Origin of the sequence: Leptospira ainlahdjerensis (assembly GCF_016919175.1) — a bacterium.
Taxonomy (GTDB): Bacteria; Spirochaetota; Leptospiria; order Leptospirales; family Leptospiraceae; genus Leptospira; species Leptospira ainlahdjerensis.
Window position 1 is genome coordinate 23,902 of record NZ_JAFFPU010000011.1, and the last position, 26,314, is coordinate 50,215.

Annotated in this window: 24 protein-coding genes and 1 tRNA gene; 16 read left to right on the top strand and 9 right to left on the bottom strand. The window is 43.8% G+C overall.

Annotated features, from left to right (window positions below):
* Positions 1-100: 100 nt before the first annotated feature.
* Positions 101-2,035, top strand: coding sequence for an NAD(+) synthase (nadE, locus tag JWG45_RS02370; RefSeq protein ID WP_205278184.1), 1,935 nt, complete (start codon positions 101-103; stop codon positions 2,033-2,035).
* Between the two features lie 2 nt (positions 2,036-2,037).
* On the opposite strand, the gene JWG45_RS02375 is transcribed toward nadE, so the two are convergent.
* The 3 genes from JWG45_RS02375 to JWG45_RS02385 all read right to left on the bottom strand — a co-directional run bounded on the left by JWG45_RS02375 (position 2,038) and on the right by JWG45_RS02385 (position 3,668).
* Entirely contained in the window at positions 2,038-2,349 is a 312-nt protein-coding gene (locus JWG45_RS02375; RefSeq protein ID WP_205278185.1) for a HigA family addiction module antitoxin, read from the bottom strand.
* Between the two features lie 117 nt (positions 2,350-2,466).
* Positions 2,467-2,667 (bottom strand): type II toxin-antitoxin system RelE/ParE family toxin, encoded by a 201-nt coding sequence (locus JWG45_RS02380; protein ID WP_232380475.1) that lies wholly within the window; start codon positions 2,665-2,667, stop codon positions 2,467-2,469.
* Between the two features lie 302 nt (positions 2,668-2,969).
* Positions 2,970-3,668: an LIC_20245 family lipoprotein gene (locus JWG45_RS02385; protein ID WP_205278186.1), complete on the bottom strand. Its 699-nt coding sequence runs from the start codon at positions 3,666-3,668 to the stop codon at positions 2,970-2,972.
* Between the two features lie 122 nt (positions 3,669-3,790).
* On the opposite strand from JWG45_RS02385, the gene JWG45_RS02390 reads away from it, so the two are divergent.
* The 7 genes from JWG45_RS02390 to recJ all read left to right on the top strand — a co-directional run bounded on the left by JWG45_RS02390 (position 3,791) and on the right by recJ (position 10,184).
* Positions 3,791-4,531 carry an LIC11073 family putative lipoprotein gene (locus JWG45_RS02390; protein WP_205278187.1) on the top strand — a complete coding sequence of 247 codons (741 nt, stop codon included), beginning with the start codon at positions 3,791-3,793 and terminating at the stop codon, positions 4,529-4,531.
* Complete coding sequence (gene rsmI / locus JWG45_RS02395; protein WP_205278188.1) at positions 4,528-5,295, top strand: 16S rRNA (cytidine(1402)-2'-O)-methyltransferase; 768 nt, start codon at positions 4,528-4,530, stop codon at positions 5,293-5,295. Before JWG45_RS02390 ends, rsmI begins: the two co-directional genes overlap by 4 nt.
* Before the next feature lie 12 nt (positions 5,296-5,307).
* Complete coding sequence (locus JWG45_RS02400; RefSeq protein ID WP_205278189.1) at positions 5,308-5,631, top strand: flagellar biosynthesis anti-sigma factor FlgM; 324 nt, start codon at positions 5,308-5,310, stop codon at positions 5,629-5,631.
* An 82-nt stretch (positions 5,632-5,713) separates the two neighbouring features.
* A complete protein-coding gene (locus JWG45_RS02405; protein WP_205278190.1) occupies positions 5,714-6,880 on the top strand; it encodes an iron-containing alcohol dehydrogenase in 1,167 nt (388 codons plus the stop codon).
* Between the two features lie 523 nt (positions 6,881-7,403).
* Positions 7,404-7,895, top strand: coding sequence for a hypothetical protein (locus JWG45_RS02410; protein WP_205278191.1), 492 nt, complete (start codon positions 7,404-7,406; stop codon positions 7,893-7,895).
* A gap of 34 nt (positions 7,896-7,929) precedes the next feature.
* Entirely contained in the window at positions 7,930-8,250 is a 321-nt protein-coding gene (locus JWG45_RS02415; protein ID WP_205278192.1) for a bactofilin family protein, read from the top strand.
* Positions 8,251-8,252: 2 nt separating this feature from the next.
* On the top strand, positions 8,253-10,184 hold the full coding sequence (recJ, locus tag JWG45_RS02420) for a single-stranded-DNA-specific exonuclease RecJ (RefSeq protein ID WP_205278193.1): 1,932 nt from the start codon (positions 8,253-8,255) through the stop codon (positions 10,182-10,184).
* Here the strand turns inward: recJ and pcnB are convergent.
* Positions 10,181-11,710 carry a polynucleotide adenylyltransferase PcnB gene (pcnB, locus tag JWG45_RS02425; protein WP_205278194.1) on the bottom strand — a complete coding sequence of 510 codons (1,530 nt, stop codon included), beginning with the start codon at positions 11,708-11,710 and terminating at the stop codon, positions 10,181-10,183. The genes recJ and pcnB overlap by 4 nt on opposite strands.
* A gap of 53 nt (positions 11,711-11,763) precedes the next feature.
* Here pcnB and JWG45_RS02430 point away from each other — a divergent pair, with 53 nt between their 5' ends.
* Complete coding sequence (locus JWG45_RS02430) at positions 11,764-12,780, top strand: M23 family metallopeptidase (RefSeq protein WP_205278195.1); 1,017 nt, start codon at positions 11,764-11,766, stop codon at positions 12,778-12,780.
* Between the two features lie 159 nt (positions 12,781-12,939).
* The gene (locus JWG45_RS02435; protein ID WP_205278196.1) at positions 12,940-13,872 is read left to right on the top strand and encodes a prolipoprotein diacylglyceryl transferase; all 933 of its coding nucleotides are present in this window, start codon (positions 12,940-12,942) and stop codon (positions 13,870-13,872) included.
* Positions 13,873-14,765: 893 nt separating this feature from the next.
* On the opposite strand, the gene JWG45_RS02440 is transcribed toward JWG45_RS02435, so the two are convergent.
* Together JWG45_RS02440 and JWG45_RS02445 are read right to left on the bottom strand one after the other, a co-directional pair.
* Entirely contained in the window at positions 14,766-14,978 is a 213-nt protein-coding gene (locus JWG45_RS02440; protein ID WP_205278197.1) for a hypothetical protein, read from the bottom strand.
* Between the two features lie 13 nt (positions 14,979-14,991).
* Positions 14,992-16,392, bottom strand: a complete 1,401-nt coding sequence (locus JWG45_RS02445) for a protein-disulfide reductase DsbD family protein (RefSeq protein WP_408611590.1) — start codon at positions 16,390-16,392, stop codon at positions 14,992-14,994.
* A gap of 269 nt (positions 16,393-16,661) precedes the next feature.
* Between JWG45_RS02445 and JWG45_RS02450 the strand changes: the two genes are divergently transcribed.
* Positions 16,662-17,390 carry a hypothetical protein gene (locus JWG45_RS02450; protein ID WP_205278199.1) on the top strand — a complete coding sequence of 243 codons (729 nt, stop codon included), beginning with the start codon at positions 16,662-16,664 and terminating at the stop codon, positions 17,388-17,390.
* Positions 17,391-17,862: 472 nt separating this feature from the next.
* On the opposite strand, the gene glnA is transcribed toward JWG45_RS02450, so the two are convergent.
* Positions 17,863-19,284, bottom strand: coding sequence for a type I glutamate--ammonia ligase (gene glnA, locus JWG45_RS02455; RefSeq protein ID WP_205278200.1), 1,422 nt, complete (start codon positions 19,282-19,284; stop codon positions 17,863-17,865).
* Between the two features lie 327 nt (positions 19,285-19,611).
* Between glnA and JWG45_RS02460 the strand changes: the two genes are divergently transcribed.
* The 3 genes from JWG45_RS02460 (at position 19,612) to JWG45_RS02470 (ending at position 21,353) form a co-directional block, all read left to right on the top strand.
* The gene (locus JWG45_RS02460) at positions 19,612-20,898 is read left to right on the top strand and encodes a hypothetical protein (RefSeq protein WP_205278201.1); all 1,287 of its coding nucleotides are present in this window, start codon (positions 19,612-19,614) and stop codon (positions 20,896-20,898) included.
* Between the two features lie 76 nt (positions 20,899-20,974).
* Positions 20,975-21,048, top strand: a tRNA-Met gene (locus tag JWG45_RS02465).
* Positions 21,049-21,068: 20 nt separating this feature from the next.
* Positions 21,069-21,353, top strand: a complete 285-nt coding sequence (locus JWG45_RS02470; RefSeq protein ID WP_205278202.1) for a Cys-rich protein — start codon at positions 21,069-21,071, stop codon at positions 21,351-21,353.
* A 692-nt stretch (positions 21,354-22,045) separates the two neighbouring features.
* Here the strand turns inward: JWG45_RS02470 and thiH are convergent.
* Positions 22,046-23,179, bottom strand: coding sequence for a 2-iminoacetate synthase ThiH (gene thiH / locus JWG45_RS02475; protein WP_205278203.1), 1,134 nt, complete (start codon positions 23,177-23,179; stop codon positions 22,046-22,048).
* Positions 23,160-23,987, bottom strand: coding sequence for a thiazole synthase (locus tag JWG45_RS02480; RefSeq protein WP_205278204.1), 828 nt, complete (start codon positions 23,985-23,987; stop codon positions 23,160-23,162). Before JWG45_RS02480 ends, thiH begins: the two co-directional genes overlap by 20 nt.
* A 647-nt stretch (positions 23,988-24,634) precedes the next feature.
* Between JWG45_RS02480 and JWG45_RS02485 the strand changes: the two genes are divergently transcribed.
* Together JWG45_RS02485 and JWG45_RS02490 are read left to right on the top strand one after the other, a co-directional pair.
* Positions 24,635-25,642 (top strand): HD domain-containing phosphohydrolase, encoded by a 1,008-nt coding sequence (locus tag JWG45_RS02485; protein WP_232380476.1) that lies wholly within the window; start codon positions 24,635-24,637, stop codon positions 25,640-25,642.
* 105 nt (positions 25,643-25,747) lie between these two features.
* On the top strand, positions 25,748-26,272 hold the full coding sequence (locus JWG45_RS02490; protein WP_205278206.1) for a DUF1564 domain-containing protein: 525 nt from the start codon (positions 25,748-25,750) through the stop codon (positions 26,270-26,272).
* The last annotated feature ends 42 nt before the right edge of the window (positions 26,273-26,314 follow it).

A 26,314-nucleotide genomic window follows, 5' to 3' on the forward strand; every position in this document is an offset into this window, starting at 1 on the left:
TCTTTGAATAAATATTTTTAACCAGAATCCGAAATGGAAAGAATCTGGAAAACCGGAAAAAACACTTTCAAAAGGAGTCCGAGCCTGAATTCTGTAAATCATGCAGTCAGTCAGACTTACTTCCGTTTCTTTCAAAACGAGAGTCCTAGATTTTTCGGGAAACCTTGAAAAAATCAAAAAAGTTTTGGAGAAAGAAAAAGATTCCGATCTAATCTTATTCCCGGAACTCTGCATCTCCGGTTACGGATGCGAGGATTCGTTTTTTTTTCCGAGAGTTTGGAAGGATTCCTGGGAATCTTTAAACAAACTTCTTCCCTTTACCGAAAATAAAATCGTCGTTGTCGGTCTGCCTGTATTCCAAAATCCTTATCTATTCAATTGCGCGGCGGTTCTCTGCAACGGAGCCATAGCCGGAATCGTTCCAAAGTCCAATCTTGCTACGACCGGAGTTCACTACGAAAACAGGTGGTTTACAAAAGGAGAAGAAGCTCAGGAGAATTTGGTCGCGCCGGACGGGTCGGCGATTCCCTTCGGTTCTATGATCTTTGAAACGGATCATTTTTCCTTCGGAGTCGAGATCTGCGAAGATTCTTGGGTTTTGCAAAAACCTTCTCTCACACTTTCGGAATCCGGAACCGATTTGATTCTTTCACCGGGGGCTTCCCACTTCGCCTTCGGAAAACAAAGGATCCGAAGACAGATCTTCAAGGAGAGTTCGAGAAGAGAGTCTAACGTGTATCTGTTTTCCAATCTTTGCGGAAACGAATCCGGAAGACTGATCTTTGAAGGTGGTTCCTTGATCGTTCAAAACGGAAACCTCGTCGCGGAATCGGAACGTTTGTTCTTCGGAGATTTTCAGGTCTGTTCTTCGGAGATCGATTTCGAAGCTTCGAGATCCGATCGCGCTAGAAACTTTCGACCTTCGGGAAACCGCTCCCAGAAAAACCGAACCGAAGAAGACGATCGAATCTATCTTGGAATCCAATTCAAAGAAAGAAAACCGAAAATTCAGCGTTCTATTGCCGAACCTTCCCTTTCCAAAGAGGAAGAATCTTACGTCGACTTCACGAGAGCGGTCGCTCTCGGATTATTCGATTATCTGATTCAATCGAAAACAAGAGGATATACACTTTCACTTTCGGGTGGAGCGGACAGCGCAACTTGTGCGTTACTCGTCACCGCTATGAAAAAGATCGCAAAGCAAGAATTAGGCGAGAATTTCTTTGAGACAATAGGAATTTCCGAGAAGGAAATTCTATCCACGCTCTATCAGGCAACGAAGAATAATTCGGAAAGGACAAGGACTCTTGCGGCGGAACTTGCGAAGGATTTACAAACGGTCCACGGTGATCTCACGATCGACGAGGAAGTAAAAAGTATTTCGGATAAAATTTCGAGGGTAACGGGAGTGTCCTTCGACTGGGCAAAACACAATCTGGTTCTACAAAATATTCAAGCCCGGGTTCGCTCCCCGATTATTTGGATGCTTGCGAATTTAAACGGACATCTGCTTCTTTCTACTGGAAACAGAAGTGAAGCAAGCGCGGGTTATACGACCATGGACGGTGATTCTTCCGGTTCCGTGGCGCCTTTGACGGGTGTCAGCAAAGAATTTATTCTACAATGGATGCGGTTTGTGGCGGAAGGAAAAGATCCGATTCTTCCTTCCTTTCCTTCGGTAAAGGAAATCGTTCTGTCTCCTCCAAGCGCGGAGTTAAAACCTCTTGAAGACAAACAAGAAGACGAAAAAGATTTAATGCCCTATCCTCTTTTGCAAAAGATCGAAGAACTCTTCGTCGTCCGAGGGGCGGGTTACGCGGAGATCGTTCAACTTCTTTCCCACGAACCCGAGGTTAAAAAACTTCCATCCGGGTTTTTAGAAGAAAGTGTTCGGAAATACATTCAGTTGTTTCACAGAAACCAGTGGAAACGAGAAAGACTTCCCCCTTCGTTTCATTTGGACGAATACGGACTCGATCCGAAATCGAGTTTTCGATTCCCGATTCTTTCCGAAGAAAAGGGTTCTGGAATTTAAGATCAAACGACCTTCAAATCGGTAGGTTTGATTTTATTGTATTCTTTTCCATTCATTCTTACGAGTTCTTCGAGATCGAAAGCCATCTGGTAGTTGAGCCAGAAATCCGGAGTCATCTTAAAATACTTCGCAAGTCGAAGCGCCGTATCCGGCGTGATCGATTTTTTGCGATGGATGATCTGAGAAATGAGACTTTCCGAACTGCCAATGTCTTTCGACAAACGATATGCGGACAAAGACATCGGTTCCAAAAAATCATACTTCAAAACGTCTCCGGGATGCGGATTGGAAACTCTTCGATTTTTTAGTTTCATCGTATAAACCTCATACAAGGCCCGTAATTTTTTGTCTCATCAGTGATAGTCAACGATCTGAACTTCATGGGGGCCGCTGTCCTTCCAGAGAAAACAAATTCTCCACTGATCATTGATTCACACGGAATACATTCCCTTTCGATCTTCTTTCAAGGCCTCCAAACGATTTCCCGGAGGACTTTTTAAATCCTGAAGTATCTTTGCCGAGTCGAGAGATCGGAGTTTTCTTCTCGCGACGTCTTCCAAGGCGCGATATTCTTTCGGAGACCATCCGTCGTAAACGGATTTTGTAAGCTTATCTCCGAAAGATTGAATCATTTTCCTTTACGTTAAGCAATACAAATGTCAAGCTTCTTATTAATAAGAACATAGGGAAAATCGGATAAAAAAGAAGGGAATATTTCTTGTCGGTTAAAAAGAATTTGAATTCAGATACGACCTATTTCATTAGAAAAATAGAATATTTTTCAGACAAAATAATTTTTTAAAAGAAGATTGAAATCTGACTTCAAGTCCGGAGGAGATAAAATTTCGGACGGTGACTTGATTTTCGAAATGTAGGAAACGATCCAACATCGGCGGAGAATTAAGAACCGACGTTGGCTTGAACTTTTTTAGTTTTATAAACCGGCTTGTTTGAAAGCGTTTTCCTTATCTCTTTGAACCTGTTGGAGCTGATTCTTGATCGAGTCTTGGATGTTTTGTAATTTTTTCTCGGTCTCTTCTTCTCCCGAACCTTTTTGAAGATCCACAAGATAGTTGATGATATCCATTCTATCTTGAGTTTGTTTTTCCATGTGATTGTAATAGGAACGAATCTGAGCAGGAGAGGCGGTTTTCGCGTAGACGTTTCTTGCGGCCTCGGCGATTTGATTCTCTTCTTGCTTCTTGGCTTCTCTTTCTGCGGCGTTTAACTTTTTAGGAACGAGGGAATTGTTCGGAAAACGTTCTCTCAATTGTGCGAAACGTTCCATCTCTTCGTTCGTATAAGGTTTGTTTGTCTGTGGATTGAGAGGATTATCCGGATCGGACGCGTTCGGATCGGATTCTTTGGTTTCCCCTTTTTCGGATTCTATATATTCCCCTTTTCCTGCTTTGTAAAAAGAAGAATCAAAAATCGAATCATTGGTCCTTCCCCCCGAAGACTCGGAAGAAGAAGAGGAACTTCCTCCCCCTCCCAAAAGAAGAGCCAAACTATCCGCTTCTCGATTTTTCTTTTCTCTTTCCGAAGGATCATCGGAAGAAAAAAGAATCCAAATCAAAGCGAAAAGGACTGCGGAAATTCCAGAATAGAGGACGATTTTACGAATGCTGATCAAAGGTTTATGCTCCGGAAGAATTCGGGAAATTTTGATTGTAAGACCGCCGTTCTAGGAAATTCTATCCTGAAAGCGGATCCTTTTCAAATTTTTGAGAATTTGAATCCGAAGCAAGATAAAAAATGTCTTCTAAAACACAACATCCAGCGATTCTTTCCGCCGTCCTTTCGATGTTTATTTTTTTAGGATGTGGTCAGAATACGGAAACGGCTCAGTCACCCTTTGTTTTTCTTTCTCCCGTGGGAGTTCCTCAGTTCTTGAGCGTCCTCGCTGTCAACGAGGGAATCACGGAAAAAGCCGAAAAGGATACGGATTTTATTTCCGAGCCGAACAGCTACAAACCGGAATTTCTGATCCGCTATTATATTACGAACGGAGAACCTCAGTTCGTAGGTTACAATCTTTACATCACAACAGCCGCCCCTTCGGTGGCGGAAACACTCGCGGGCGGAAACGTCTATTTGGAAAATGGGGTACAACCTTCCTTTCCCCATCTGGCGTCCGAGGCTTCCACTGCTTCAACCAAACTACAAACGCGCCGAGTTTTAAATCAATTTCCTCCACCGGGAGTTTTTCCCTTTATCAAGTGCGAGGTCTATACGTTTTCGATGAGAGCACTCTTGAACAATGGAATCTTTTCCAATCCTTCGACTGCGGTGAGGATGTGTTCCTCCTCTCGTCCTTATCTTTGTCCGGTAGGATCCAGTTGTAATCCTTCGGAATGCAATACCGCCACTTGTAGCACGACGGTAAAACAAAACTGTCCGGTAGGAACTCTTTGCAATCCGTGTCTGATCGCCGGCGCCGAAGAAACGGGATGTGTTTGTCCGTCGGGTGTTTCTCCTCCCGGCTGCAATCTATGAGTTTAGAGGAAGAATTCGAAGAACCTTCCTCGGAAGAAATTCCACTCCAACCGGGAACACTTTACGTCGTTTCCACTCCGATCGGAAACTTAGAAGACCTTACTTTTCGAGCCCTTCGCATTCTTAAGAATACAAATCGAATCCTCTGTGAGAACGCGGGACATTCCAGAAGACTTCTGAAATTCTATGGAATTGATACCCCGGCCTCTACACTTTACAAGGATCAGTCCGCGGTTCCTTATTCCGGGCTTCTGGAAGAATTGAGAGAAGGAAAGAATTTTGCTCTGATTTCGGACGCGGGCGCTCCCGGGGTTTCGGATCCGGGTTCTCATCTTGTAAGAATGGTAAGAGAAGCCGGACTCAGAGTTACGCCGGTTCCCGGCGCGAGTGCCCTCACCGCGTTACTCTCCGTCTCCGGTTGGCAGGCGAACCCATTTTTATTTCTGGGATTTGTGTCCGAGAAAAAAGGAAAAAAAAGGAATCAACTCGGAGAATGGAAAGAGTTCGAAGGATTGATTATGATTTTCGAATCGGTGCATCGAATCGGCGATACAATCGACGCCGTAAAAGAAATTTTTCCGGACAGCGAATTTCTGATCGGGCGGGAAATGACCAAAATGCACGAGGAAATTCTTCATTATTCTCCCCTTTCCGAAGGAAAACTCAAGGAATTTGCCCGAAAGGGTGAATTTGTGGTTTTAATCAACACGAATCGGAAAAAAATGCTTAAAGGCTCTCTTGGATCGGCCGATAGAATTCAGTAGAGGTAAGAAATCATGACTATCGATAAAATCGGTGGGATCGGCGGAAGCGGATACGAACCGAAAAGAACCACCCCGGTTAAAAAAGCGGAATCAAAAGAAACTTTTGATAACGTTTCCATTTCCGATACCGCAAAACAAAAAGCATCCGAAGCAAGGCTTCAGGCTGAAGTTCAAACGATCACTCGTAAAATTCTTTCCACACCGGAAGAATCGGATCGTTCCGTGAAATTAAAAGAAGTCAAAGAAAAACTCAAAAACGGAGACTACGACAATCTGAGTTCCGACGCATTGAATACGATCGCAGATAGAATCTCTGAGACCATGTTAGGTCAATAAAAACGTTACGGAAGACTGATTTTTACCTCTATTTAAATTAGAACGATTCCGAGTCACTAGGTTACTCTGGGGGACGACGACGATGCCGATACTCCCCGATTGGGTTAATTACACATTTCCACCTAAAATCCACTTTGAAGCAGACTGCGGTTACAAAGTGGGTAACTTCGTTAAAAACATCGGGACAAGAACCGTCATTTTTTCCACACAACAAGAGCTGGAGAATATGGATGAGTTGTCCATCATCAAAACCAGCTTAGAAAAACATATCGATGGAGTGATTCTCTACGACGACATCGTAAAAGAACCCACATTAGAAGAATTGGATACAGCCGCCTACTTCGCAAAGATCGCAAACGCGGATTGTATCATCGGTTACGGTTCCTACGAATCCATAAGTATGGCGAAGATCATCGCCCTTCTCGTTACAAACGACATCTTCGCAGAAGAGATGTTAAACGATAAAAAGACTAAGTTCAAAAAACCGCTTCCGCTCATTTTGATTCCGACTCATCCCGTCTTTGGTCTGGAATGTTCTCCGATCTCCACCGTTCTTTTAGGAGAGGAGAAGATCGTAAAATATTTTTCTCATGAACTTCTTTTCCCGGAACTGATTATTGCGGATCCGAAAATTTCCTCTTTTATGAGTTCTTCCGATATTTCCAAAGTTGGAGTGGGAATTTTAGCCGCGGCGGTGGACACGATTCTTTCTAAATTCTCCACCGAGTTGACGATTTCTTCCGCGCTCAGAGCGATCGAACTTCTTCAGAAAAACCTGATTCCTTCGATAAGAGACCCGAAAAATATAAACTATAAGAACGGCCTCTACGCCGCGAGTCTTTTGACCGGGATCGCTCAGTCTTCCAGTTCCCTGGGGTTATGTTTCGCACTTTCATTAGCAAGTTCGAATATTACAAATCTCGATATATTTCAATCCATGTCTATCCTACTCCCGCACGTGATGGAATACAATCTCACTTCCTCCGCCGGCAAATACGTGATGATCGCAAGAGCCTTAGACGAAGACATCACGAACATTTCCGTGATCGAGGCTGCGATCAAAGCCGTAGAAGGAATTCGGAAAATTTTTATCGAATTGAAAATTCCTCAGAGATTGTCCGAATACGAAGTGAGAAAGATCGATCTACCTTTGATCGCAAATCTCGCGGCTTCGTTTCCGTTTTTAGATTCTCTTCCGAGAGAACTTCCAAAAAACGAGATCGAAACGATTTTGGTCGCCGCGTTCTAAGAATTCGTTTTTTACGGAAACTCTTTTATCTTCAGAAGACCGTCGGAGTTCCTACACGGGAATTTTTTCTTGCAAAATTAGAATTTTGTGATATAGGAAAGTCCGCCGAGGTTTTTTCCACCACCCGCCCCTCCACCCGAAATTTGGGTGGGGCGCGCGACTTTTACTGTAGGGCGTCGGAGTTCCGACGGATTTTTCCTTACCCACAAGTTGAGAGGGGTTGCAAGGAGATTACTTCTAAAAGAAAGACTTTTTAGGAGTTCCTACATGGGAATTTTTTCTTGCAAAATTAGAATTTTGTGATATAGGAAAGTCCGCCGAGGTTTTTTCCACCACCCGCCCCTCCACCCGAAATTTGGGTGGGGCGCGCGACTTTTACTGTAGGGCGTCGGAGTTCCTACAAAAACCTTAGAGAAAAATTGCGCTTGAACGGAATTTGAAGTCCGTCCTGAAGTATTTTTGGAAGAATCCTCTGCAGAACCGATTCAAGTTTTAGGATTCAGCTGATTCTTAAACATTGACTATGAAACTTCATTGGATTAAGATCGACAACTCGTCTCACATTCTAAAAATCATCCGAGATTCCGCTCCGACGGAAGAAATCATCTTAGAGACCAAAAGTTATCTGATTCACGACCTTATGCACTACTGCGTGGAATCCATCGGAGATTTTCAAAACGCGTTTTGGGGAAGTTTAGAAAACGGTAAAACCTTGTCCGAAATGTCGGATCAGAAAAATCCGAATTCCGACCCCGAACTACAGATCGTGGAATTGATCGTCGGCCCGATGCAATCCCTTTGGAAAAAACGGATCGATGAGGAAATCGTATTTGAACGACTGTTAGAGATTTCCATTCTTTCCGATCCGTCTTTGTTTATCAAAACGATCCATTCTAAAATGGATGAAGTCTGGGGAAAATGGCAATCCACAAAATTCGGAGAAACCATGGAACTCGTCTGGCCTTCCCTTCCCAGTAACGGTCTCAGACCCAAAAAACCGCAAAAAAACATTTGAATCTGCCTCTCTTCCTCTAAAACTTGGAGACAGAATGAGCGACGAACACATCGATACAATCATCGGAGACGATATCCAATTCAGAGGAAAATTGAAATTCAGCAATTCCCTGAAAATCAAAGGCAACTTCAAAGGAACGATCGAAACGACCGGAAGACTCGTGGTCGGAGACACGGGAGAAGTGGAAGCCGACATTCAGACCGGAACCCTCGAAGTAGAAGGCGCGTTAAAAGGAAACGTTTCCGCAAATGAAAAGGTTTCCATCCGCAAAACCGGCAAAGTGATCGGAGACGTCCGCACGCCCGATTTAGAAATAGAATCCGGAGCAAGATTTAGCGGCAACAGCGCAATGTAAGGATGCTCAAAAATTCTCCCTATTCTCATGGCCCGGGTATAAAGGAACTCCCTTCCTCCGGGCTTCGCGGCCCCCTCACTCCTCTCCAACAAAGATTCTACCAAACACACTTACGAGAAAAATCGCACCCGGAACACCTTCTCTACCACGGACTCAGAGAACTTCCTTCTCCTTTTTTGCTTCCGGATCTGGAACCGGCCCTCGAACTCTTAAAAGAATCCGTTGCCTCTGAAAAGAAAATTCTTCTCTTTGGAGATCGGGATTGCGACGGAGTTTCTTCCACGAGCCTCCTCGGAGGTTTTTTAAAAAAAATTCATCGGGGAGAATTGATCCTCAAAGTTTCCAACGAAGAAGACTACGGACTTTCGCCCGCCGCGCTCGACTTCGTAAAAAAACAAAAACCCGATCTTCTCATCACCCTCGACTTCGGAACGACCAATCACGTTCAGATCGACGAACTCGCCTCTCTCGGCATCAAGGTCATCGTCCTCGATCATCACGAGATTCCGGAAAGAATTCCGGCTTGTTTTCTTGTTTCTCCGAAACGTCCGGATTCACAGTATCCGAACGAAAAAATCTGCACGGCAGTTCTCGCACTCAAATTGATCCAAGCCTATCTCTATTCTTCCTTGGAAGAATACAACCTGGGGACTTGGATCGGAGACGGAAATTCTCTCTTCTCGGGTTATCTCATCTACAGAGGAAAACTCGTCTTTCAAGGGGAAAGACAGGAAGTAGAATCCAAATTCTCCTTTCCCATCTGCGAAGCGCACTACAGCTTCACCTCCGAATATCCGGAAAGAGAATGGTTCTATCAAGAATTTCTAAAATACCCCGCGATCTTGGAACAGTATCTCCAGAACTTCGATCTCGCGGCGGTGGGAACCGTCTCCGATATGATGCCCCTCTTCGGAGAAAATCGAATCATCGTCAAGGAAGGATGTAAGATTCTTTCCAAACTCTATCGTAAGGAAACCCGACACAGAGAAGGATTGTTCCAACTCCTTTCGCTCATGGAACTCAGCGAAAAACACGTGACCTCGAAAGATCTCGGCTGGGGACTCGGGCCCATGATTAACTCCGCGGGAAGAATGAATTCCACCGAAGTCGCCCTCAATCTTCTTTTGGAGGAGAATCCGGAACGTGCAAAAACAGGCGCGAAAGAACTCCAAAAATTAAACGAAGAACGAAGAGAAAGAACTAAACGAAATCTTTTCAAGGTGGACGGATTTCTAAAACGAAAACAGGAACGAACTCAGAAAGCGGTTCTCTTTTGTTACGAACCCGACTTCGAACCCGGAGTTTCCGGAATTGTCGCGACCCGTCTTGTAGAAGAGTATAAAAAACCGGTTCTCTTCATCACACCCGATCACGGTCACGCGAAGGGAAGCATCCGTTCCTATGGAAAAGAGAATGTTCTGAATCTTCTGAAAAAAGCGGAATCGATCTTCTTTCAATACGGAGGCCACAAAGAAGCCGGAGGATTTTCTCTTTCCATCGATAGAATTCCCGAACTCGCGAAAGTCATCTTTGAACACGCAGATTCTTGGTTGGAAGAAGAACAAAAACAGGCGATCCTGGATTCCACTTCGAGTTTAGTTTCTCTCGAACCCACCGAACTGGGGGCAAAGATCTTTCACGAACTTTCCGTTTTTGAACCCTTCGGACATGAAAATCCGGTTCCACTTTATTCCATCAAAGGCGCAAAGATCTATCACACCAAACCGATGACCGACGGAAAACACGTTCGTTTTAGAATTTTGGGAGCTCCCGAAACGATCCAGTGTTTGATCTGGAATCGGGGGAAAGACTTTTTAGATTTACTCAGCAAAACCGGAAGCCTGGATCTCTGGGGTTCCTTGGAGGAATCTACCTTTCGATCCAAAACTTCACTTCAGTTTGTAGTGAACTACTTTCAAGAAGCGGAGAATTAAGATTCTTCTCCGGGAAAATTTGCGGCGTTGTTTCCGCGAGAATCGTCGGATTCGCTTTTAGAGTTTCCACTTTCACCGTTCGAAATTTCTTCTTTTCGGTTTCCGCGTTCTCCTCTTTGTCCTCCGTCTTCTCCTCCTCGGTTTTTATTCCGAAAATTCTTGTTTCGATTTTTATTCGGACGCGGACCGGGTCTGTCTGGGCCGCCTTGGCTTTGATTTCCACCGCCGCCTCTTCCTTCGTGAAACTTCTTCACAGGAATCGGTCTCTTTCTTACGGAAATTTCCCAGAAGAAAGCGCTCTGAATCGATTGTTCGTCGTTCTCGGCGATGGCTCCGATTTTAAAAACCATAAAGGCGTCGTAAAAGTAATCCTTCATCCGGAAGAAATTATTCTGAGACGATTTTTCGTCTTCCGTGCTTAGGAATCTCTGCTGACTCGCAAAAATCTTAATCAATCGATCCTTGTCTTTTTTAGGAGTTTCGAGTCGATTGAAAATCGGATCCAAGCTCGTCTTAATCGCAGGAACCAAATGCATATTCTCTTTCGTCAAAGCTTCTCTCGCGAGATCCGAAAAAATCAGAGAATAGAAAATATGAGGAGTCATCTCCTCTCTTTCCGTGAGAAGTTTGTCCGCGATCGCAAGTCGTTTTCCGATATTGGTTTCTAAAAACTTTTCGCCAAAATTAGAATTCTTCTTACGCTCTTTATCAAAGGCTTCTTTGAAAAGAACTTCCAAAAGTCCGTGCTCCGCCATTCCCTGAAAGATCAAAGACGTTTTCCAAGTGCGGAAGATCTTATTGTATTCTTCCAACATTCGGGAACTGGAAGCTTTTTCCAATTCGACTTTGTGTTTACGAATCGCTTTTGCGGTCGCTTTTTCAATTGTTAAACCAAGAATCTCCGCGAACTTTACGGCGCGAAGCATTCTGACAGGATCTTCCCGAAACGAAATATCCGGGTCTCCGATAACTCGCAGTACCTTATTCTGAATGTCTTCAAATCCACCGACGTAATCGATGATGGAATCATTTCGAACGTCATAATATAAAGAATTGATTGTAAAGTCTCTGCGAGCGGCATCTTCCTGAGGTGTGCCGAACTTGTTGTCTCTCTTGATGAGGTAATCCTGATCTTCCACGGCTTTTCCCAACCGGTAATCCGGCAGAGAACGAAACGTACTGACTTCGATCACTTTTCCGCGAAAAAGAATATGCACAATTTTGAATCTTCTTCCGATGATTCGACAGTTGTTGAAGATTTTTTTTATCTGGTTCGGAGTTGCGTTCGTGACTACGTCGAAGTCTTTAGGCTTTCTTCCCAGGAGAAGGTCTCGGACCCCTCCTCCTACGATATAAGCCTTAAAGCCAAATTTATTCAGCCTATGAATGATCTTGACCGCGTCCTCATCTATCATGTTTTTGCGGATCAGATGGGCATCCCGATAATAGCGCTTGCCATCCGGGTGAGAGAGAATATCCTCAACTGATCCTATTTTTTTCTTGAACAGATTGGACAGGAATTTCATATAAAGAATGAGTCTATAATCCTTTCATTCCCCCTACCTGCAAGTAAAAATCTATGACAAGCCCGGCAAAGTTCGATCTCAAATTAACGCATTCCGAGCGTTTGCAGGTCAAAATTCTCAAATTCAAAAATTGGTTTCGTAAATTCAAAGAGAGCGGGTCCAAAAAGATCTCTTTTTTACTCGTTCCACACAGTCACGAGAACGTAATTCGGATCGAACTGAACGTTTTTATGGCTTGGTTCCTTGGAATCCTCTTAGGATCGATTCTCGCCCTCGCTTTCGTCTTTCTTTCCTATCTCAACTTCTTCTATCGACCCGACGAGGACCTTTTTCAGAAAAGCGATGAGAACGTAAGTCAATATCTTTACTATGATATGCTCCTCCAAGACGCCAAAAAGGAGATTCGAGGTCTGGAAAGAAAAACCGAGCAGTTGAACCTCGTGGCTTGGGACGAGGTTCCTTGGAAGCGGATTCTTACCTACGAAGTGATCCCCGAGTTTCGGCTCAAAAAGGAGATCCCGGATTCCGAGACCAATCTCGAACTCTATAAGAATACGGTGGAAGGCTTTGCCGCTCAGAACATAGAACTCTTCCGAATTCGGCAGGCCTTTGAAAACGCATTCGATTATCTTGAAGAAAGAGAATCCATTCTCTACGCATTGCCCAGGGGACGACCTCTCAAACCAGGAGTTGGATTTGTTTCCTCCACGTTCGGAGGAAGGGTCGATCCATTCGGTCTTGTCGTATTGGGAGAGCATCACTCGGGTGTGGACTTTGCTTCTTCCGAGGGAACTCCGATCTACGCGACCGCTCCCGGAATCGTAGTAGAATCCGGACAATCTTCCGGAGGATTGGGAAAGAACATTCGGATCAATCACTTAAACGGAATCTTTACCGTCTACGGTCACTGTTCTCAGATTCTTGTAGAAAAGAATCAGGTCGTAAAACGAGGAGATCTCATCGGTCTCGTCGGCTCGACCGGAAAGGCGACGGGGCCTCACGTGCACTACGAGGTTCACATGGGACAAGATCCGCCTCTGGATCCGGCGGAATTCATCAACATCGAGTGATTCTTCCAAAAAAAAGAAAAAAGACCAAAGTTTTCTTTTCCTCGTTCCTCGTTTTTTAAAAAAGAATTCCATTTTTCAAATGTTTCAAGAGGCCTTTGTCTTTTTCAAAAAAGGATTATGGGTTGATCCATTCCTGCAATCGAGAGAATTGGTTACACTATGATCGATAGAATTCCTGTGCCCTTTCTCAAACAATTCTTCAATTGGGATGGACCTTCCACATTTAGCATTCTCATGATGCTCGGTTTTTTAGCCGCATCCTATCTTCTTCCGAAAGAATTAAAAAGAAGAAACCTTGAACCCGAACATTCCGACTGGCTTCTTCTTTTGGGAATCTTAGGAACTCTGGTCGGTGCTAAGATCTTTTTTATCTTCGAGATCTGGGATCAGATCTTTATGGAGACTCCCGGCTTTGACGGAAGATTTCTCTATCCCCTCACTCACTGGTACGGTTTTCCGGGAAGAATGGCTCTTTGGGATAATTTATTTTCCGGAAGTGGGCTCGTATTTTACGGAGGATTTCTTTTCGGAATTCTTTTTATCTCCCTCTACATGAAATATTTCCAACTCGACGTTCCTTCATATTTGGACGCCGCGGTTCCGAGTATGGCGATCGGTTATGCGATCGGAAGATTGGGTTGTTGGGTTTCGGGTGACGGATGTTACGGCTTTGCGACCGATCTCCGAATTCCTCTTTTGGTTTTTGATTATCACGGCGCTCATCCTTCCGGAGTTCCGGTTTGGAACACTCCCTTGATCGAATCGATCGTTTCCTTCGTATTCTTTGCCTACTTTCAATTTTGGGCAAAGGACCAAGGTTTTCGAAAATTCTCCATCGGAGCTCAGTATTTGATTCTTCACGGTTTTGCAAGACTCATGGTAGAATTTTTGAGAGTCAACAAGGCTGTTTTTCCGTTTATCGATCCTCCTCCGTTAGTCAACATTCCGAACGCGGAACAGAATCCGGAATTCTTAAGTCAATATTACTGGCATGGTTTTTCCCAGTCTCAGTGGGTTTCGATCGCGATCATCGCTGTGGGGGTTTTCTTCTTCGTAAAATGGAAACTCTGGGAGAAAGAAGCAACGGTTTGATTGGAATCGTTTCTTTCGAACGACTTTGAAAGGCCAGGGAACCAAGGCTCAGTTTTTTTAGTACCGACGGCTCGTTCCCGCCCGACCATTCTCTAACCTTAGCTGCAAGTATTTTGCATCTCAAGAATGAGTCTGTCGGAACTCCGACAATTCTACCGTGAAAGTCGCGGGCCCCGCCCGATTTTCGGGTGGAGGGGTGGGTGGTGGAAAAAAACACGGGGGACTTTCCTATATCACAAAATTCTAATTTTGCAAGAAAAAAGTCCCGTGTAGGAACTCCTAAAAAATTCTTCCTCGTAAAGACGATTCTCGTTATATCTCCTCTCAACCTGCGCGCGGGTTCTATGATACTCGCTCTCCCGTTTAACCGTATATTAGAAAATCAAAATCTTACCTTCAAGACTGAGAATGTAGGAACTCACACTTTTCTGGAACGGTCTAGGAATTCCTAAAAATCGAATCCGTTCTCAATCGTAGGAGCTCATACGGGAAGGAAGCGATTTTTATAAAACGAAATTCTTTTCATCCTTTGAGGAATTTGGGTTCGATTCTTATGCCTCCGATTCTAAAAACAAAACGTTTGTCCTAACATCTGAGAAGGACACGGATTCGACCTTTCGAATATTTCAGTGAGAAAACGGGGAGTTCCCACAAGGAATCGCAGTTTTACGGTTCTGGTCGTTTTAGACCGCGAGATCCCGGGTCGATTCTTATAGGAGTTCCAACAAATTTCAGTCCTTTCAGGGTGAAAGAACTTTCTCACCGACGATTGCGATCCCGTTCGTATAGGAGTTCCTACGTTCCGAGTTTTAAAAGCCGAGCCCCGATTGAAAAGGGAATCGAAGTCAGTATAGATTCGAATTCTCGGGAAAGATTTTTCCTGATCGAGAATTCTATGTTCTTTTTCCCAAAAGTTCCGCTCGTAATTTTCGATTCGCTCTCAGAAGTTGAAAGACGAAACCGATGAGAATCAAAGTAAAAAGAGGCCAGATCACGCAAAAGATATAAACGTTGATTTCGTTGTAAGTAATCCCAAAAACTTTCGCCCAAAAAATCAATACATCCACACACCAGTCGAAAATCGAATCAATCGAAGAAAGTTTCATCCAGTAATCTCTCCTAATGTCGTTCTTTTAGAGTTTGGATCATGGTCTTCGTATCCTGATAATCCGTGGTCTTATACAAAAGATTCCCCTCTTCGTCCAAGATCACAAAAAAAGGAAGACCGATTTTTAATTCTTCAAAACGAGGATCTCTTGCGAAGGTCTCAAAAATCGGATCGTCGTCTTTAACCTTTAAAAGAACCGCACTCTGCAAAGCCTCGTTCAGAGAAGAATCCGAAAGTGTCAATTCCTCGAATGCTTTACAGTTCGTGCACCAATCCGCATAAAAATCGATGAATACTTTTTTCCCGCTATCCTTTCCTTCCCCATAAGCCTTTTCGGGGAGTCGAAACCAAGTCAGATTTCCTTTTGTCTCCGTTTCAGAAACGCCTGAAGTTTTGACTCCTCCTGGACCGTTCGAAAGAAGAATAACAAGCCCTGCCGCGGACAGGACAACTCCGCCTAAGAAGAGAGTCTTCTTCATTCTTTTGTATTTGTCCCAATCTTCGGGAAGAAAAAAGTAAAGACAGACGAGAAGAATTAAAATTCCGGTCGCTGCCAGAGGAATCGAACGATCCAAAAATCCCCAACCCGAAAGCGCCTTTTGAAAATAAGTATAAGAAAAATAGAATACAAAAAAACCAAGAACCCATTGGATCCAACGCATCCATTTTCCTGATTTTGGAAGACTGAGCCCGAACACTCCGATCATCAAAAAGGGAAAGCCCAATCCTATCCCGAAAAGGAACATCTTAAAGGATGCAAGAAGAATGGAGCCGATCGAGATCGCACCCGAACCAGCGGTGATCTGCAAGAGGATCGCGACTACGACGGGACCGACACAGGGAGAAGAAAGAAGTCCCGCCCCCATTCCAAGGAGAAAGGTCCCTTTACAACCTTGCCCGGTTTTGACCTCCTTGGACTGGAAAAAAGGGAGATGAATCAGATCCAGAGAAGCGAGCGCCAAGAGAAAAATGAGAATCGAGAGTGCGAGGTTGGTGAACGGATAACGTAGAATCACGTTAAACGCTCCTCCCGAAAAACCTGCAATCAAACCGAAACACCAATAAACCGCGACAAGTCCTAAATAATAGACCGCCGGATGAAGAATCTTAGGGGATCCTTCGCCTCTCGCTCTCACGATCCCGACCGTAATCGGATAAAGAGGATAGACGCAGGGAAGAAGACTTGCGAGAACTCCTCCTGCAATGAGAACAAAGGCGGTGGTCCATTCTAAACCTCCGCCTGCTACCCCGGAAGAAACCGATTTTTGCAGCCCCTCGAACCAAGAGAGCGAAAGTTCTTCGGCGGAAAGGGAAAATGTGATGAGAAAAAAGGACAGAAATCCCAGGACCAGAAATCTAATCTTCGAATTCTTATGTTGCTGGGTTTTTAATAACACGGATCCAATGACCAGGAAAAAAAACTAAAACTTCATCCAAGAAACAATGCTTTTGCGAAAAAATGAGGGGTCAACCCGATTCCTGGCAAAGACGCGCTTGAACTCGTAGTTTAGACTCCGAGCCTTTCTAAAAGGATTTTTTTTTAGATTCTAAATTCGAAAAGGACACCCCGTTTGGAGAATGAAAAGATCTCCGCGTTTCGAAAAACCGGACGGACTTTCCGACCGATTTCAAGGGATTCCCGGCTCACCTAAAAAACGAAATCTGCCGAAAATCAAAAAGAATGAAAACCGGAATTCTAAAACTCCTCATTTGTATCCTCTTAGGGGTGGTCTTTCATTTTGGAGCGAATTCGATTTCAGCCGAGGTCGATCTGGATTACAATTACGAGTATGAAAAGAAGGGCCCTTATACAAAATTTTCGGACTGGGTTCCCTACAAACTTCACAAGTGGGAGCCGAAATTCTTAGAAGATTACTATCAACTCTACGGTCTCAAACTTCATTACAAAGAAAACGATTTAAGAAGGGATATCTACTTTCTCAAGATCGGACTCAAGAAACGTTTTCGTCATCCGAAGAACGCGCTCTGCCCCGTGAAAGACGAGGATGAATATTATAAATATCGCAATTTACTCTTTATGCATATCAATCTTCAGATCATGAGATCTTATATGAGAATCGCATCCCAATTTGATAAACGACATCTTTACTTCCACAATTTGGACTTTGCTTACGATCTCAATCGATCCTTCGAAGTCGCGGACGGTTTTTATAAGGAAGCGATTCCTTATTGGAAGGAAGCCCAGAGATACGCGGACCGTTCTTCCGAGATCGATTCGGATCTGGATCTTGGAACCTTGGAAACGGAAAGATACGAGATCATTACGGGGAAACTCGATTTCGGAAAAATCATCGAAGATCATCTTTCTCGTTTAGAAAAAAAAAGAAACACGGTCAAAGAATATCTCGTCCAACATCCGGACGCAAACAAACCCCTTCTTGAGCAGTAAAGCGCAAAGAAATCGTGTGAGTTCCTACGAGACGCGGTGCGGATAATCTACTTGCAATATTCCCTTGTTGCAGATCGCCCCCTATGTTTTTCCCGCCACCCAAGTTCGGAATAACCTTTCCCCCGAGTTGCCTAAATCTTCAGAAAAACCTGTCGGAACTCCGACAACTCTTCCGTGAAAGTCGCGCGCCCCACCCAAATTTCGGGTGGAGGGGTGGGTGGCGGGAAAAACCACTGCGGACTTTCCTCTATCACAAAATTCTCATTTTTGCAAGAATAAATTCCCGTGTAGGAACTCACACAAACCCCTTTTATAGGGACGATTCCCGTCGTCTCTCCTCTGAATCCCAAAAAAATCTCTCGGAACTCCGACATAACCTCTTTGAAAATAAAAAAGCCCGACTTTTACGCCGGGCTTTTTTATTTTTCTTAAACGAGACGAGCGCTTCCCTAAAGGTCCGCGCTCACCCAAATTAGCAAGAATAAGTGGTAAGAAATTCGAATGGGTGAGGTCTTCCTTCCCAAGGCCAAATTTCAGTCTCAAACTTGTAAGCTTTGTAAGTCTGAATAAAATCTTCGGTGAAAACATCTCCTTTTTTTAGGAATTCTCTATCCAAAAGCATATTCTCCACTGCTTCTCTCAAAGTGTGAGGCATCTGCTGAATTCCTTTTTCACGAATTTCATCTAGAGAAAGTTCGAAAAGGTCTTCTTCCCGAGGTGGACCTGGATCGATTTTCTTTTGAACTCCGTCAATCCCAGCCATGAGCATCGCCGCGAACGCTAGATAAGGGTTTGCGGAAGAATCAGGGAAACGGAACTCCACCCTTCTTGCTTTGTCTCCGTTTACGAAAGGAATCCTGCAAGAAGCGGAACGGTTCTGAGCGGAATACGCCAAAATCGAAGGAGCTTCGAAACCAGGAAGAAGTCTCTTATACGAATTTGTGGAAGCATTTGTAAACGCCGCACAAGCTTTTGCGTGAGTCAAAACACCGCCGATGTAGTTCATCGCAGTGTCGCTCAGGTTTTGATATCCTTTCCCTGCGAAAAGGTTCACGCCGTTTTTCCAAATAGATTGGTGACAGTGCATCCCGTTTCCGTTGTCCCCGTAAAGAGGTTTCGGCATAAAAGTTGCGGTCTTACCGTGTTGGTGAGCGACCATCTTTACGACGTATTTCAGTTTCTGAACGTTATCCGCCGCTTCAATCAGAGTTCCGAATTTTACTCCGATCTCTCCTTGTCCTTGCGCAACCTCGTGGTGAACCACGAAAGTTTCCATTCCAATTTGGTGAAGAGTCTTAACGATAGAAGCTCTCAAATCAACTTGAGAATCCACAGGAGCTACCGGGAAGTAACCACCTTTCGTTCCAGGACGGTGACCGGTGTTGGTCGCGCCTGGGAAATCCGTGTGAGAATTCCAAATCCCTTCCGAAGAATCGATTTCATAATATTGAACGTTAATCGCGTCTCTTACTTTGATGCTGTCAAAGATAAAGAATTCGTTTTCAGGACCGAAGTAAGCGGTGTCCGCAAGTCCGGAAGACTCGAGATACTTCAGAGCTTTTTTCGCGATGGAACGAGGACATTTTTCGTAAAGAGCGCCTTTGTAGATATCAAATACGTCGCAAAACACTACGAGTGTCGGATCCGCAGTAAATGGATCTAAGAAAATCGCGTCCGTATCAGGGATCAATTGCATATCAGATCGATCGATTGGTTGCCATGCAGGGATGGAACTTCCGTCGAAAGGAAGACCCTTAAAGGAATCTTCAGTGATGGCAACGGTGTGATAAGATACGTGGTGCCAAGCTCCTTTGATATCCGTAAAACGGAAATCGTAGAAAAGAACGTTATTCGCCTTGGCGTATGCGATAACTTCACTAGGTGTTCTGGACATTCTATTCTCCTATTTGTCTTCGAGTATTAATAACTAATCTCTAATTCACGCTCAGCGTGCGTCTGTAGATTCGATGCAAATTTCGTACCATTGGATGGAAATCCACGGTTTTCCGAAAAAAAGAGTCAGTTCTACTCTTTGGATCCGTTTTGAAGACGAATCCGGAATCAGAGTAAAATTCCTTGAACGACAGGCAAGCCCTAAAATACAATGCGGTAGCAGATTTTATCTTTTTTCCAATCCCGTTGGCAACTAGCTTAAATTTCGTACAGACCCGGTACCGAGAATTTACATTCTGCATAAATATTATCCAGCAATGAGAACCAGATGAAACAGATTCAATTCCTGACCGAAGCGGCACTAACGAAAATGGTCGACCGAGAAACGATGGAAGTCTTATTCTCAAAAAATCAGAGCTCTGAAATCGCTCTGAAAGAATTCTATCGCCAATTGAAACATTGGGCCGGGGAACAGAACGCAAATTATTGTATCGAATTTCCGGAAACAGCAATCGAACGATCGCCGCTTCCCGATTTGTTACGCGACATGGATCGTTCCATTCAAACCCTATCAGAGTTTTCCAATTCTTCCCATAAAAAAAATCCGTCCGCGACCTTTCCAGCCTTTGTCTGGAAGAATTTGTTTTACTTTCCTTTCTTTTCCAAAGAAGAATCCATTGCGTCCAAGATTTCTTTTCTGGAGGAAAAAATTCAGGCCGAACGATTCCGAAAGACAAAGAAGAATGATGAGTTGCGGATCTTTCAGTTGGAGTTTTTGATTTCTTCGGAAACAAACGATTCTTTGGAAAGAATTCTGGAAGCGGAAATTCCAGAGAACTTCGTGGAAAGAATTTTAGAAAGGGGAAATCAAAAAATTCTCATCACACCGAAACTCGGGGCTGTGCAGAGTTTGTTTGCGATCTATCTTTTTAAAGAATGTATTTCCGATCTCGAATTTACATTTCAGAGTATAAGAATCGATCTTTCTAGGATGAAAAAAATTCTTCCCGTTTGGATCGAACGTTCGGGAAGCGTCCTCGCCGGACTCGATTTTGAAAACGCTCCCGTTTATGAAGAATCGTCTCTGGAGATTACGATTGCTCCTTGGCTCAGCGCGTCTTTTGTATTCTTAGTTTTAAATTCTTCGATCTTGGATGCTTGGGAAAAATGGGAATCCGGAAATTCCACGATTTCAATTTCAAATTCGATTTCGAAATTTACGAAAAGTGAATCCTGGCGAGATCTAACGGAACATCGTTTTGCGGCCCGCATCGCGAGACATTTGGAAAACGAGGAGAAGTTCTTTTTCGATCTTCTTCAGAAAGAATTCGAAGTTTCCAAAAAAATCTTGGATTCTCACTTGGAAGTTCGTAAAGAAGAATTGGAAGAGATCGAAATTCCGGAACTCTTGGATCGTCTTAAGATCATCCAAGAATCTTCTCAGAACATTTCCGCAGACGAATCCACAAAGGAAGAATGGAGATCTCTCCAATCTGCGACAAACGATCTGATTCTTCAAAAATGGAAGGAACGAAACTCTCTCTCGACGAAAAAAATTGACGAAATCGCAAACATTTCTTCCTGGAAAACTCTGATCGAAATCTGGAAATCCTGAATCTCAAGAAACCTTGACAGGCCGATTCCCTTCAAAAAAATAGCACTGGAACCGACTTGTCGGGTCCAATAATAGCGGCGACGTAGCTCAGCTGGTTAGAGCAACGGAATCATAATCCGCAGGTCCGGGGTTCGAATCCCTGCGTCGCTAATAGTTTCAAGGAGAAGACATTGAAATATCTCTTTCTAATGATTCTTTCTTTCTTCCTTCTGGCTCAGTCTGCGCCAGCTCAGTCTCCGGTCTGTAGCGAAATCTGCGGATTCTATTCGGGTTGTGTGGAGCAAAACGCTCCGAGAAAGTTAAGCGCGGACGAAAAAACAAAGGTAAAAGCCGGTTGTTTGAATTCCTGCAAAAAACACTCGCAGGCAGTTGCGGCATGTTTCGAAAACCACAAGAACCAATGCAAACCGTTTAACGATTGTATCGTAAACGCTTATAACTCGAATAAAAAATAGAACGATCGGATCCAAGATCCTTTCGTTTGAATTCAAAAGAGCGGGTTTTTCTCCCGCTCTTTTTTTATACCTTTTTGAAATTCAAAAAATGATAAAATTTTGACCGATCCGATTTTTGAAAAAAGATCAAAATGTTTGAAAGTGATTTTTGAGAGAGAATTTTGTTCCGGCTGATTCTAAGAATTGGCTCCAAAATTTTGGCTGTAGGAAGTCTTACGTTGTCGCCCTACACGGAACAATCCAAAATCTCACTAAGTCGGATGTAACATCGATTGTGGGAACTCTCACATAGCTTATTATAAATTTCGAATGAAACGGGTTCTACGGCACCAAGCGCTTTGCAAGCCAAGACCAAAATCTCGACAGAAACCGATTTCAACGGGAAGGTGAATTCGTCAGAGTTCCCACAAATTCGGCGCTTTTACCGGCTTGCCGTGATCAAACGGACAGATCTTCAATAGATTCTTCTTAGGAGTTCCTACGCGCATCCTCATTTTTGGGTAAATCGGGAAGCTCGATTTGCGGATAACTGCGATCCCGATAAACGAAAGAATACATTCTTCCACATTCTAAAAAAAGGAAGTTCCGCAAGTTCTGACTCTCTTATCATTTCCGTTCCTTCAAGAAATCGCCACTCGAAAACTTTCCGACGCAAGCTCGGAAATTGAAACACACTCTTACCAAAAGAAGAATCAAAAACATTCTTTCGTTCGCAACAAGGCCCGATCGAAATCTTTAAAGACCGGATCCAGTCCCGATTTTTTGAGAGAAAAAACGATCTCTGAAACGGAACGATCATCCTCGATCTCGAATTGTTTCAACGCTCCGGAATTGGAATACCCGCCTGGTTCCGTTTTTGATTCCACGGACATACTCGTAATTCCGAGAGTCGCGAGATGGTCTCGTAGAGTTTTGGATTCTCTCGTAGAAAGAACGAGTCCGATATCCGGAAAGGAGATTCTAAGTGCGAATAGATACCGGACGAAATCCCGATCGTTTACGGGAACGATTTTCTGAAAGTCCCCGGCCGCAGGCCGCATTCTCGGAAGAGAGATCTGGAACGATGTCTTCCAATATTTTAATATTAGATATTTTGCATGTTCTCCGAGCTTATACAATTCTCCCAGAGGATCGGAAAGCCCCAAAAGAGCGCCGAGCCCGATCCTTCGAAAGCCGGCCTTCCCTCCTCGATCCGGTGCTTCCAAACGATAACTCATATTTTTTTTGATTCCACGGTAGTGATTTTCTGTATAAACTTCTCGATCATAAGTTTCTTGATAAACGATCAGAGCTTCGACTCCGGAAGCGATCACGGTTTTATAGTCGTCCGTATCCAAAGGATAGATTTCGATCGCGAGAGAATCGAATGATTCTCTTAGAATCGAAATCGCTCGGAGAATATAGTCCAAATTGGTTTTACTATAATCTTCTCCAGTAAGAATCACAAGATGACGAATCCCCTTCGACTGAAGAACCGCCGCCTCTTTTCGTATTTCATCTTCGGTGAGCGTTTTTCTCGGAATTTTATTCTCGTAACTAAATCCGCAGTAGAGACAAGAAGAACGGCATTCGTTGGAAAGATACAGAGGCATAAAAAGTTGAATCGTATTTCCGAATCTTTCTTTTTTGATTTTTTTCGAAAGAAATGCCATCGGTTCGAGATACGAGGAAGCGGAAGGTGAAACAAGAGAAAGATAATCTTGAAAGTCGAGAGAAAGTCCGCGGGTTGCCTGATGAAGCGCTTTCTCTACGTCTTCTTTTTTTTTGGACCGAATGATTTCCGAACCGGCTGCAAAAGGAGTTTGATCAAAAATCTCCGTGAACATTTCTTTCCTCTTCGTCTAAAAAACCCGTGAGAGGACTCGAGGCCGAAGCTTCCCATTGAAACTTCGATCCTCTTCCGGAATAAAGACGTCCGATTCTTCCGGCCTCGGTTGCAAGTTTAAATGCCTTCGCGATCTCCACCGGATCTTTTGCGATCGCGATCGCGGTGTTTACAAGAACGGCGTCCGCACCGAGTTCCATGGCTTCGGCCGCGTGAGAAGGAAGTCCGAGCCCGGCATCTACGACGACCGGAATTTTGGATTGAGAGATGATGATTTCTAAATTGGTTCTTGTGGAAATTCCCAAATTGGATCCGATCGGTGAACCCAAAGGCATTACGGTTGCACAACCCGCGTCCTCCAGATGTTTGCAAAGAATCGGATCGGCATTGATGTAAGGAAGCACCTTAAAACCTTCTTGGACGAGGATCTTAGCCGCCTTAAGAGTTTCGATCGGATCGGGAAGAAGATAGACCGGATCCGGTGTCACTTCCAACTTTACCCAATCTCCAGCGCCCAATTCCCTCGCGAGAATGGCGAGACGCACCGCCTCTTCCGCATTGCGCGCTCCGCTCGTATTTGCGAGAAGAAGGATCCGATCTCGATCGATATGGGAAAGAATATCGTCTTCGGGAGATTCTAAATCGACTCTTCTGAGCGCGACCGTAACCACTTCGGTTTCGGAAGCTTCGATCGCCCTTTGCATAATATCGCCGGAAGAAAACTTTCCGGTTCCGAGAAAGAGCCTGGAGCGAAAGATCCGTCCCGCGATTACGAGAGAATCCGAATTTTCTTTGGGGGAAGTTGACATTCTTCTGTAGAGATCTTCGGAAGCGGCCCGCTCGTCAAGAAGGCTTCTTGAAAACGAGCTCTTACTTTTTACTATTTTGGATTGAGGAATGAGAACTCTCAGTTCTTTGAACGGAAGTTTTTTACGACCTCGCCGGTTTCTTTGGAGAATCGAATCGGAAAACGATCGAACGAAATCCAAGCGAAATTTTGTCTTTTTTAGAAGTAAGGACTTCTCCGGGGCTAGTTTGACTTCGATTGAAACACAATTACTTCCGAAAAAGGAGACTGACTTTTTTTCCTTCCTCCGTGTTTTTTTAGTCAGCTTTGTTTATAATTTCCGAATGGCCGATTCAGGAAATAAAAGCCCTGCTTTCTTACTTCTTTTTTTACAAGTAAGTAAATTGACTCAATTGACTTACTTTCATTTTCAAGAACGGTCGTTCATTACTCTTTTCAAATAGAAAGTATTTCGGTCATACTCGTATGATGCTCGCGTTTTATAACTTTTATAACTTTTTTTTTAAAGAACTAATGATTCCTATCTATTTATCAGTCAGTTAAAAAGGAAAGAAAATTTCCGGAATCGAAACTTTCAGTCAAATTCTACAAAGTGTCCTCCGAGCCAGAACTATGCACAAAATTCCGTCCCAAAGAAAAAAGAAAATCATGATCGTAGAAGATAGCTTATTGGACTTACAAGTGATCCAACATCATTTGGAAAAAGACTATGAAATCATCCTGATTCAAGATTCCAACCTGGCAATCCAACTTGCCAAAACAAGCCAGCCGGATTTAATTCTTATGGATATCAGAATGCCCCAGATCGGCGGGGTTGAAATCTGCCGTAAGTTAAAAAACAATCCTCTGACAGCGGATATCCCCGTTATCTTCATCACCTCGATCGAAGATCCGAAAATGGAAACTCTCGGTTTCAAAATGGGAGCCGTTGATTTTTTTAAAAAACCCTTCAGCCCGCCCATATTCAAAGCAAGAATAAAATCGCACCTTGAACTCAGTCGATTGCTGGAAATCAAATCATCTCGTTTGGAGATCATCAGAAGATTGGTTGTCGCCTCGGAATACAGAGACAACGAAACTGGAAATCACATTCTGAGAATGAGTAAATACTGCGAAGTATTAGCAAACCATTATGGACTTCCTCCGGAAGAAGTGGAAGACATCTACAACGCGTCCGCGATGCACGATGTCGGTAAAATCGGAATTCCGGATTCTATCCTAAGAAAAAACGGAAGGTTGACTTCGGAAGAATTCGAAGTCATCAAGACTCATCCTTTGATCGGAGCGAACATCATAGGAGAACACGAAACGGGTTTGCTCAAAGTTGCGAGAGAGATTTGTATCGGACACCACGAAAAATGGGACGGCTCCGGTTATCCTTATGGGCTCAAAGGAGAAGAGATCAGTTTATCTGCCAGGATCGCATCGGTGGCGGACGTCTTTGACGCTTTGACGACGAATCGTCCCTATAAAAACGGATGGCCGATCGGGCAAGCGGTGGAATACGTCCGATCCCAGGCGGGAACTTCCTTCGACCCGGAAATCGTGGAAATCTTCAGCAAAAACATGGTCGATGTCCTACGAGCGAGAATCGAATTCACCACCCACACTCAGATGAACGGGGAAGATACACAAAACAAAGAAGTCATTGTGTAATTCCTTTTTTTTCAAGAAGGATTCTGAATAGAAAAAAAGATCCCAGAAAAGGATCTTTTTTCTTTTAAAGACCACGTCCGGTTCTTTCCCGGAACCGGAAAGAGTATGGGACAAATTTTTTTAAACACAAATCGAGAAATTAAATCTACCTTAGTTTTATCCAGGATGAACGTGGAGACGATCCTCATTCCTGAAAAATATTTGAATCGTTTGAGCGAAAAAGAAAGGAAAGCCCTTCCGAAACGAATTCTGCCACTTTTGAGGAGATATCAGAAACTCATTCTTTCGCTCCGAAGAATCAATAGGAACGCTAGAAAAACTCTTTATCAAAGAGACCAAGGAAAACTCAGAAGAATCAATATGAGAATTGATACCGGAATTTGGGCTCTTCTCGGTGTCTTAGCAGCCGCGCACGGTGTCTCCCGCTGTTTTATGGTGAATTACCTCTTCTGGCTGGATGATTCTGGAGGCGGAATTTACCTTGATAGAATTTTGAATGTGGGATGTCCCACCTTTCAAAATATCTACAGCTATATCTGGCACCTCGATCTACTCAAAAACGAGATAACAAAGAAGTTGGAATTCGAACCAAACCCAATTTACGTCCTAACGCCGGAAGATTTCCCCTAAAAATTCAATCTTCAATTCATTCTCAAAACAATCTATGCTCCA

What these genes read in the sequence shown, in the direction of transcription:
- nadE (WP_205278184.1), top strand. Translation starts at nt 101, where the DNA reads ATGCAGTCAGTCAGACTTACTTCCGTTTCTTTCAAAACGAGAGTCCTA.
- JWG45_RS02375 (WP_205278185.1), bottom strand. Translation starts at nt 2,349, where the DNA reads ATGAAACTAAAAAATCGAAGAGTTTCCAATCCGCATCCCGGAGACGTT.
- JWG45_RS02380 (WP_232380475.1), bottom strand. Translation starts at nt 2,667, where the DNA reads ATGATTCAATCTTTCGGAGATAAGCTTACAAAATCCGTTTACGACGGA.
- JWG45_RS02390 (WP_205278187.1), top strand. Translation starts at nt 3,791, where the DNA reads ATGTCTTCTAAAACACAACATCCAGCGATTCTTTCCGCCGTCCTTTCG.
- rsmI (WP_205278188.1), top strand. Translation starts at nt 4,528, where the DNA reads ATGAGTTTAGAGGAAGAATTCGAAGAACCTTCCTCGGAAGAAATTCCA.
- JWG45_RS02400 (WP_205278189.1), top strand. Translation starts at nt 5,308, where the DNA reads ATGACTATCGATAAAATCGGTGGGATCGGCGGAAGCGGATACGAACCG.
- JWG45_RS02405 (WP_205278190.1), top strand. Translation starts at nt 5,714, where the DNA reads ATGCCGATACTCCCCGATTGGGTTAATTACACATTTCCACCTAAAATC.
- JWG45_RS02410 (WP_205278191.1), top strand. Translation starts at nt 7,404, where the DNA reads ATGAAACTTCATTGGATTAAGATCGACAACTCGTCTCACATTCTAAAA.
- JWG45_RS02415 (WP_205278192.1), top strand. Translation starts at nt 7,930, where the DNA reads ATGAGCGACGAACACATCGATACAATCATCGGAGACGATATCCAATTC.
- recJ (WP_205278193.1), top strand. Translation starts at nt 8,253, where the DNA reads ATGCTCAAAAATTCTCCCTATTCTCATGGCCCGGGTATAAAGGAACTC.
- pcnB (WP_205278194.1), bottom strand. Translation starts at nt 11,710, where the DNA reads ATGAAATTCCTGTCCAATCTGTTCAAGAAAAAAATAGGATCAGTTGAG.
- JWG45_RS02430 (WP_205278195.1), top strand. Translation starts at nt 11,764, where the DNA reads ATGACAAGCCCGGCAAAGTTCGATCTCAAATTAACGCATTCCGAGCGT.
- JWG45_RS02435 (WP_205278196.1), top strand. Translation starts at nt 12,940, where the DNA reads ATGATCGATAGAATTCCTGTGCCCTTTCTCAAACAATTCTTCAATTGG.
- JWG45_RS02440 (WP_205278197.1), bottom strand. Translation starts at nt 14,978, where the DNA reads ATGAAACTTTCTTCGATTGATTCGATTTTCGACTGGTGTGTGGATGTA.
- JWG45_RS02450 (WP_205278199.1), top strand. Translation starts at nt 16,662, where the DNA reads ATGAAAACCGGAATTCTAAAACTCCTCATTTGTATCCTCTTAGGGGTG.
- glnA (WP_205278200.1), bottom strand. Translation starts at nt 19,284, where the DNA reads ATGTCCAGAACACCTAGTGAAGTTATCGCATACGCCAAGGCGAATAAC.
- JWG45_RS02460 (WP_205278201.1), top strand. Translation starts at nt 19,612, where the DNA reads ATGAAACAGATTCAATTCCTGACCGAAGCGGCACTAACGAAAATGGTC.
- thiH (WP_205278203.1), bottom strand. Translation starts at nt 23,179, where the DNA reads ATGTTCACGGAGATTTTTGATCAAACTCCTTTTGCAGCCGGTTCGGAA.
- JWG45_RS02480 (WP_205278204.1), bottom strand. Translation starts at nt 23,987, where the DNA reads ATGTCAACTTCCCCCAAAGAAAATTCGGATTCTCTCGTAATCGCGGGA.
- JWG45_RS02485 (WP_232380476.1), top strand. Translation starts at nt 24,635, where the DNA reads ATGATCGTAGAAGATAGCTTATTGGACTTACAAGTGATCCAACATCAT.
- JWG45_RS02490 (WP_205278206.1), top strand. Translation starts at nt 25,748, where the DNA reads ATGGGACAAATTTTTTTAAACACAAATCGAGAAATTAAATCTACCTTA.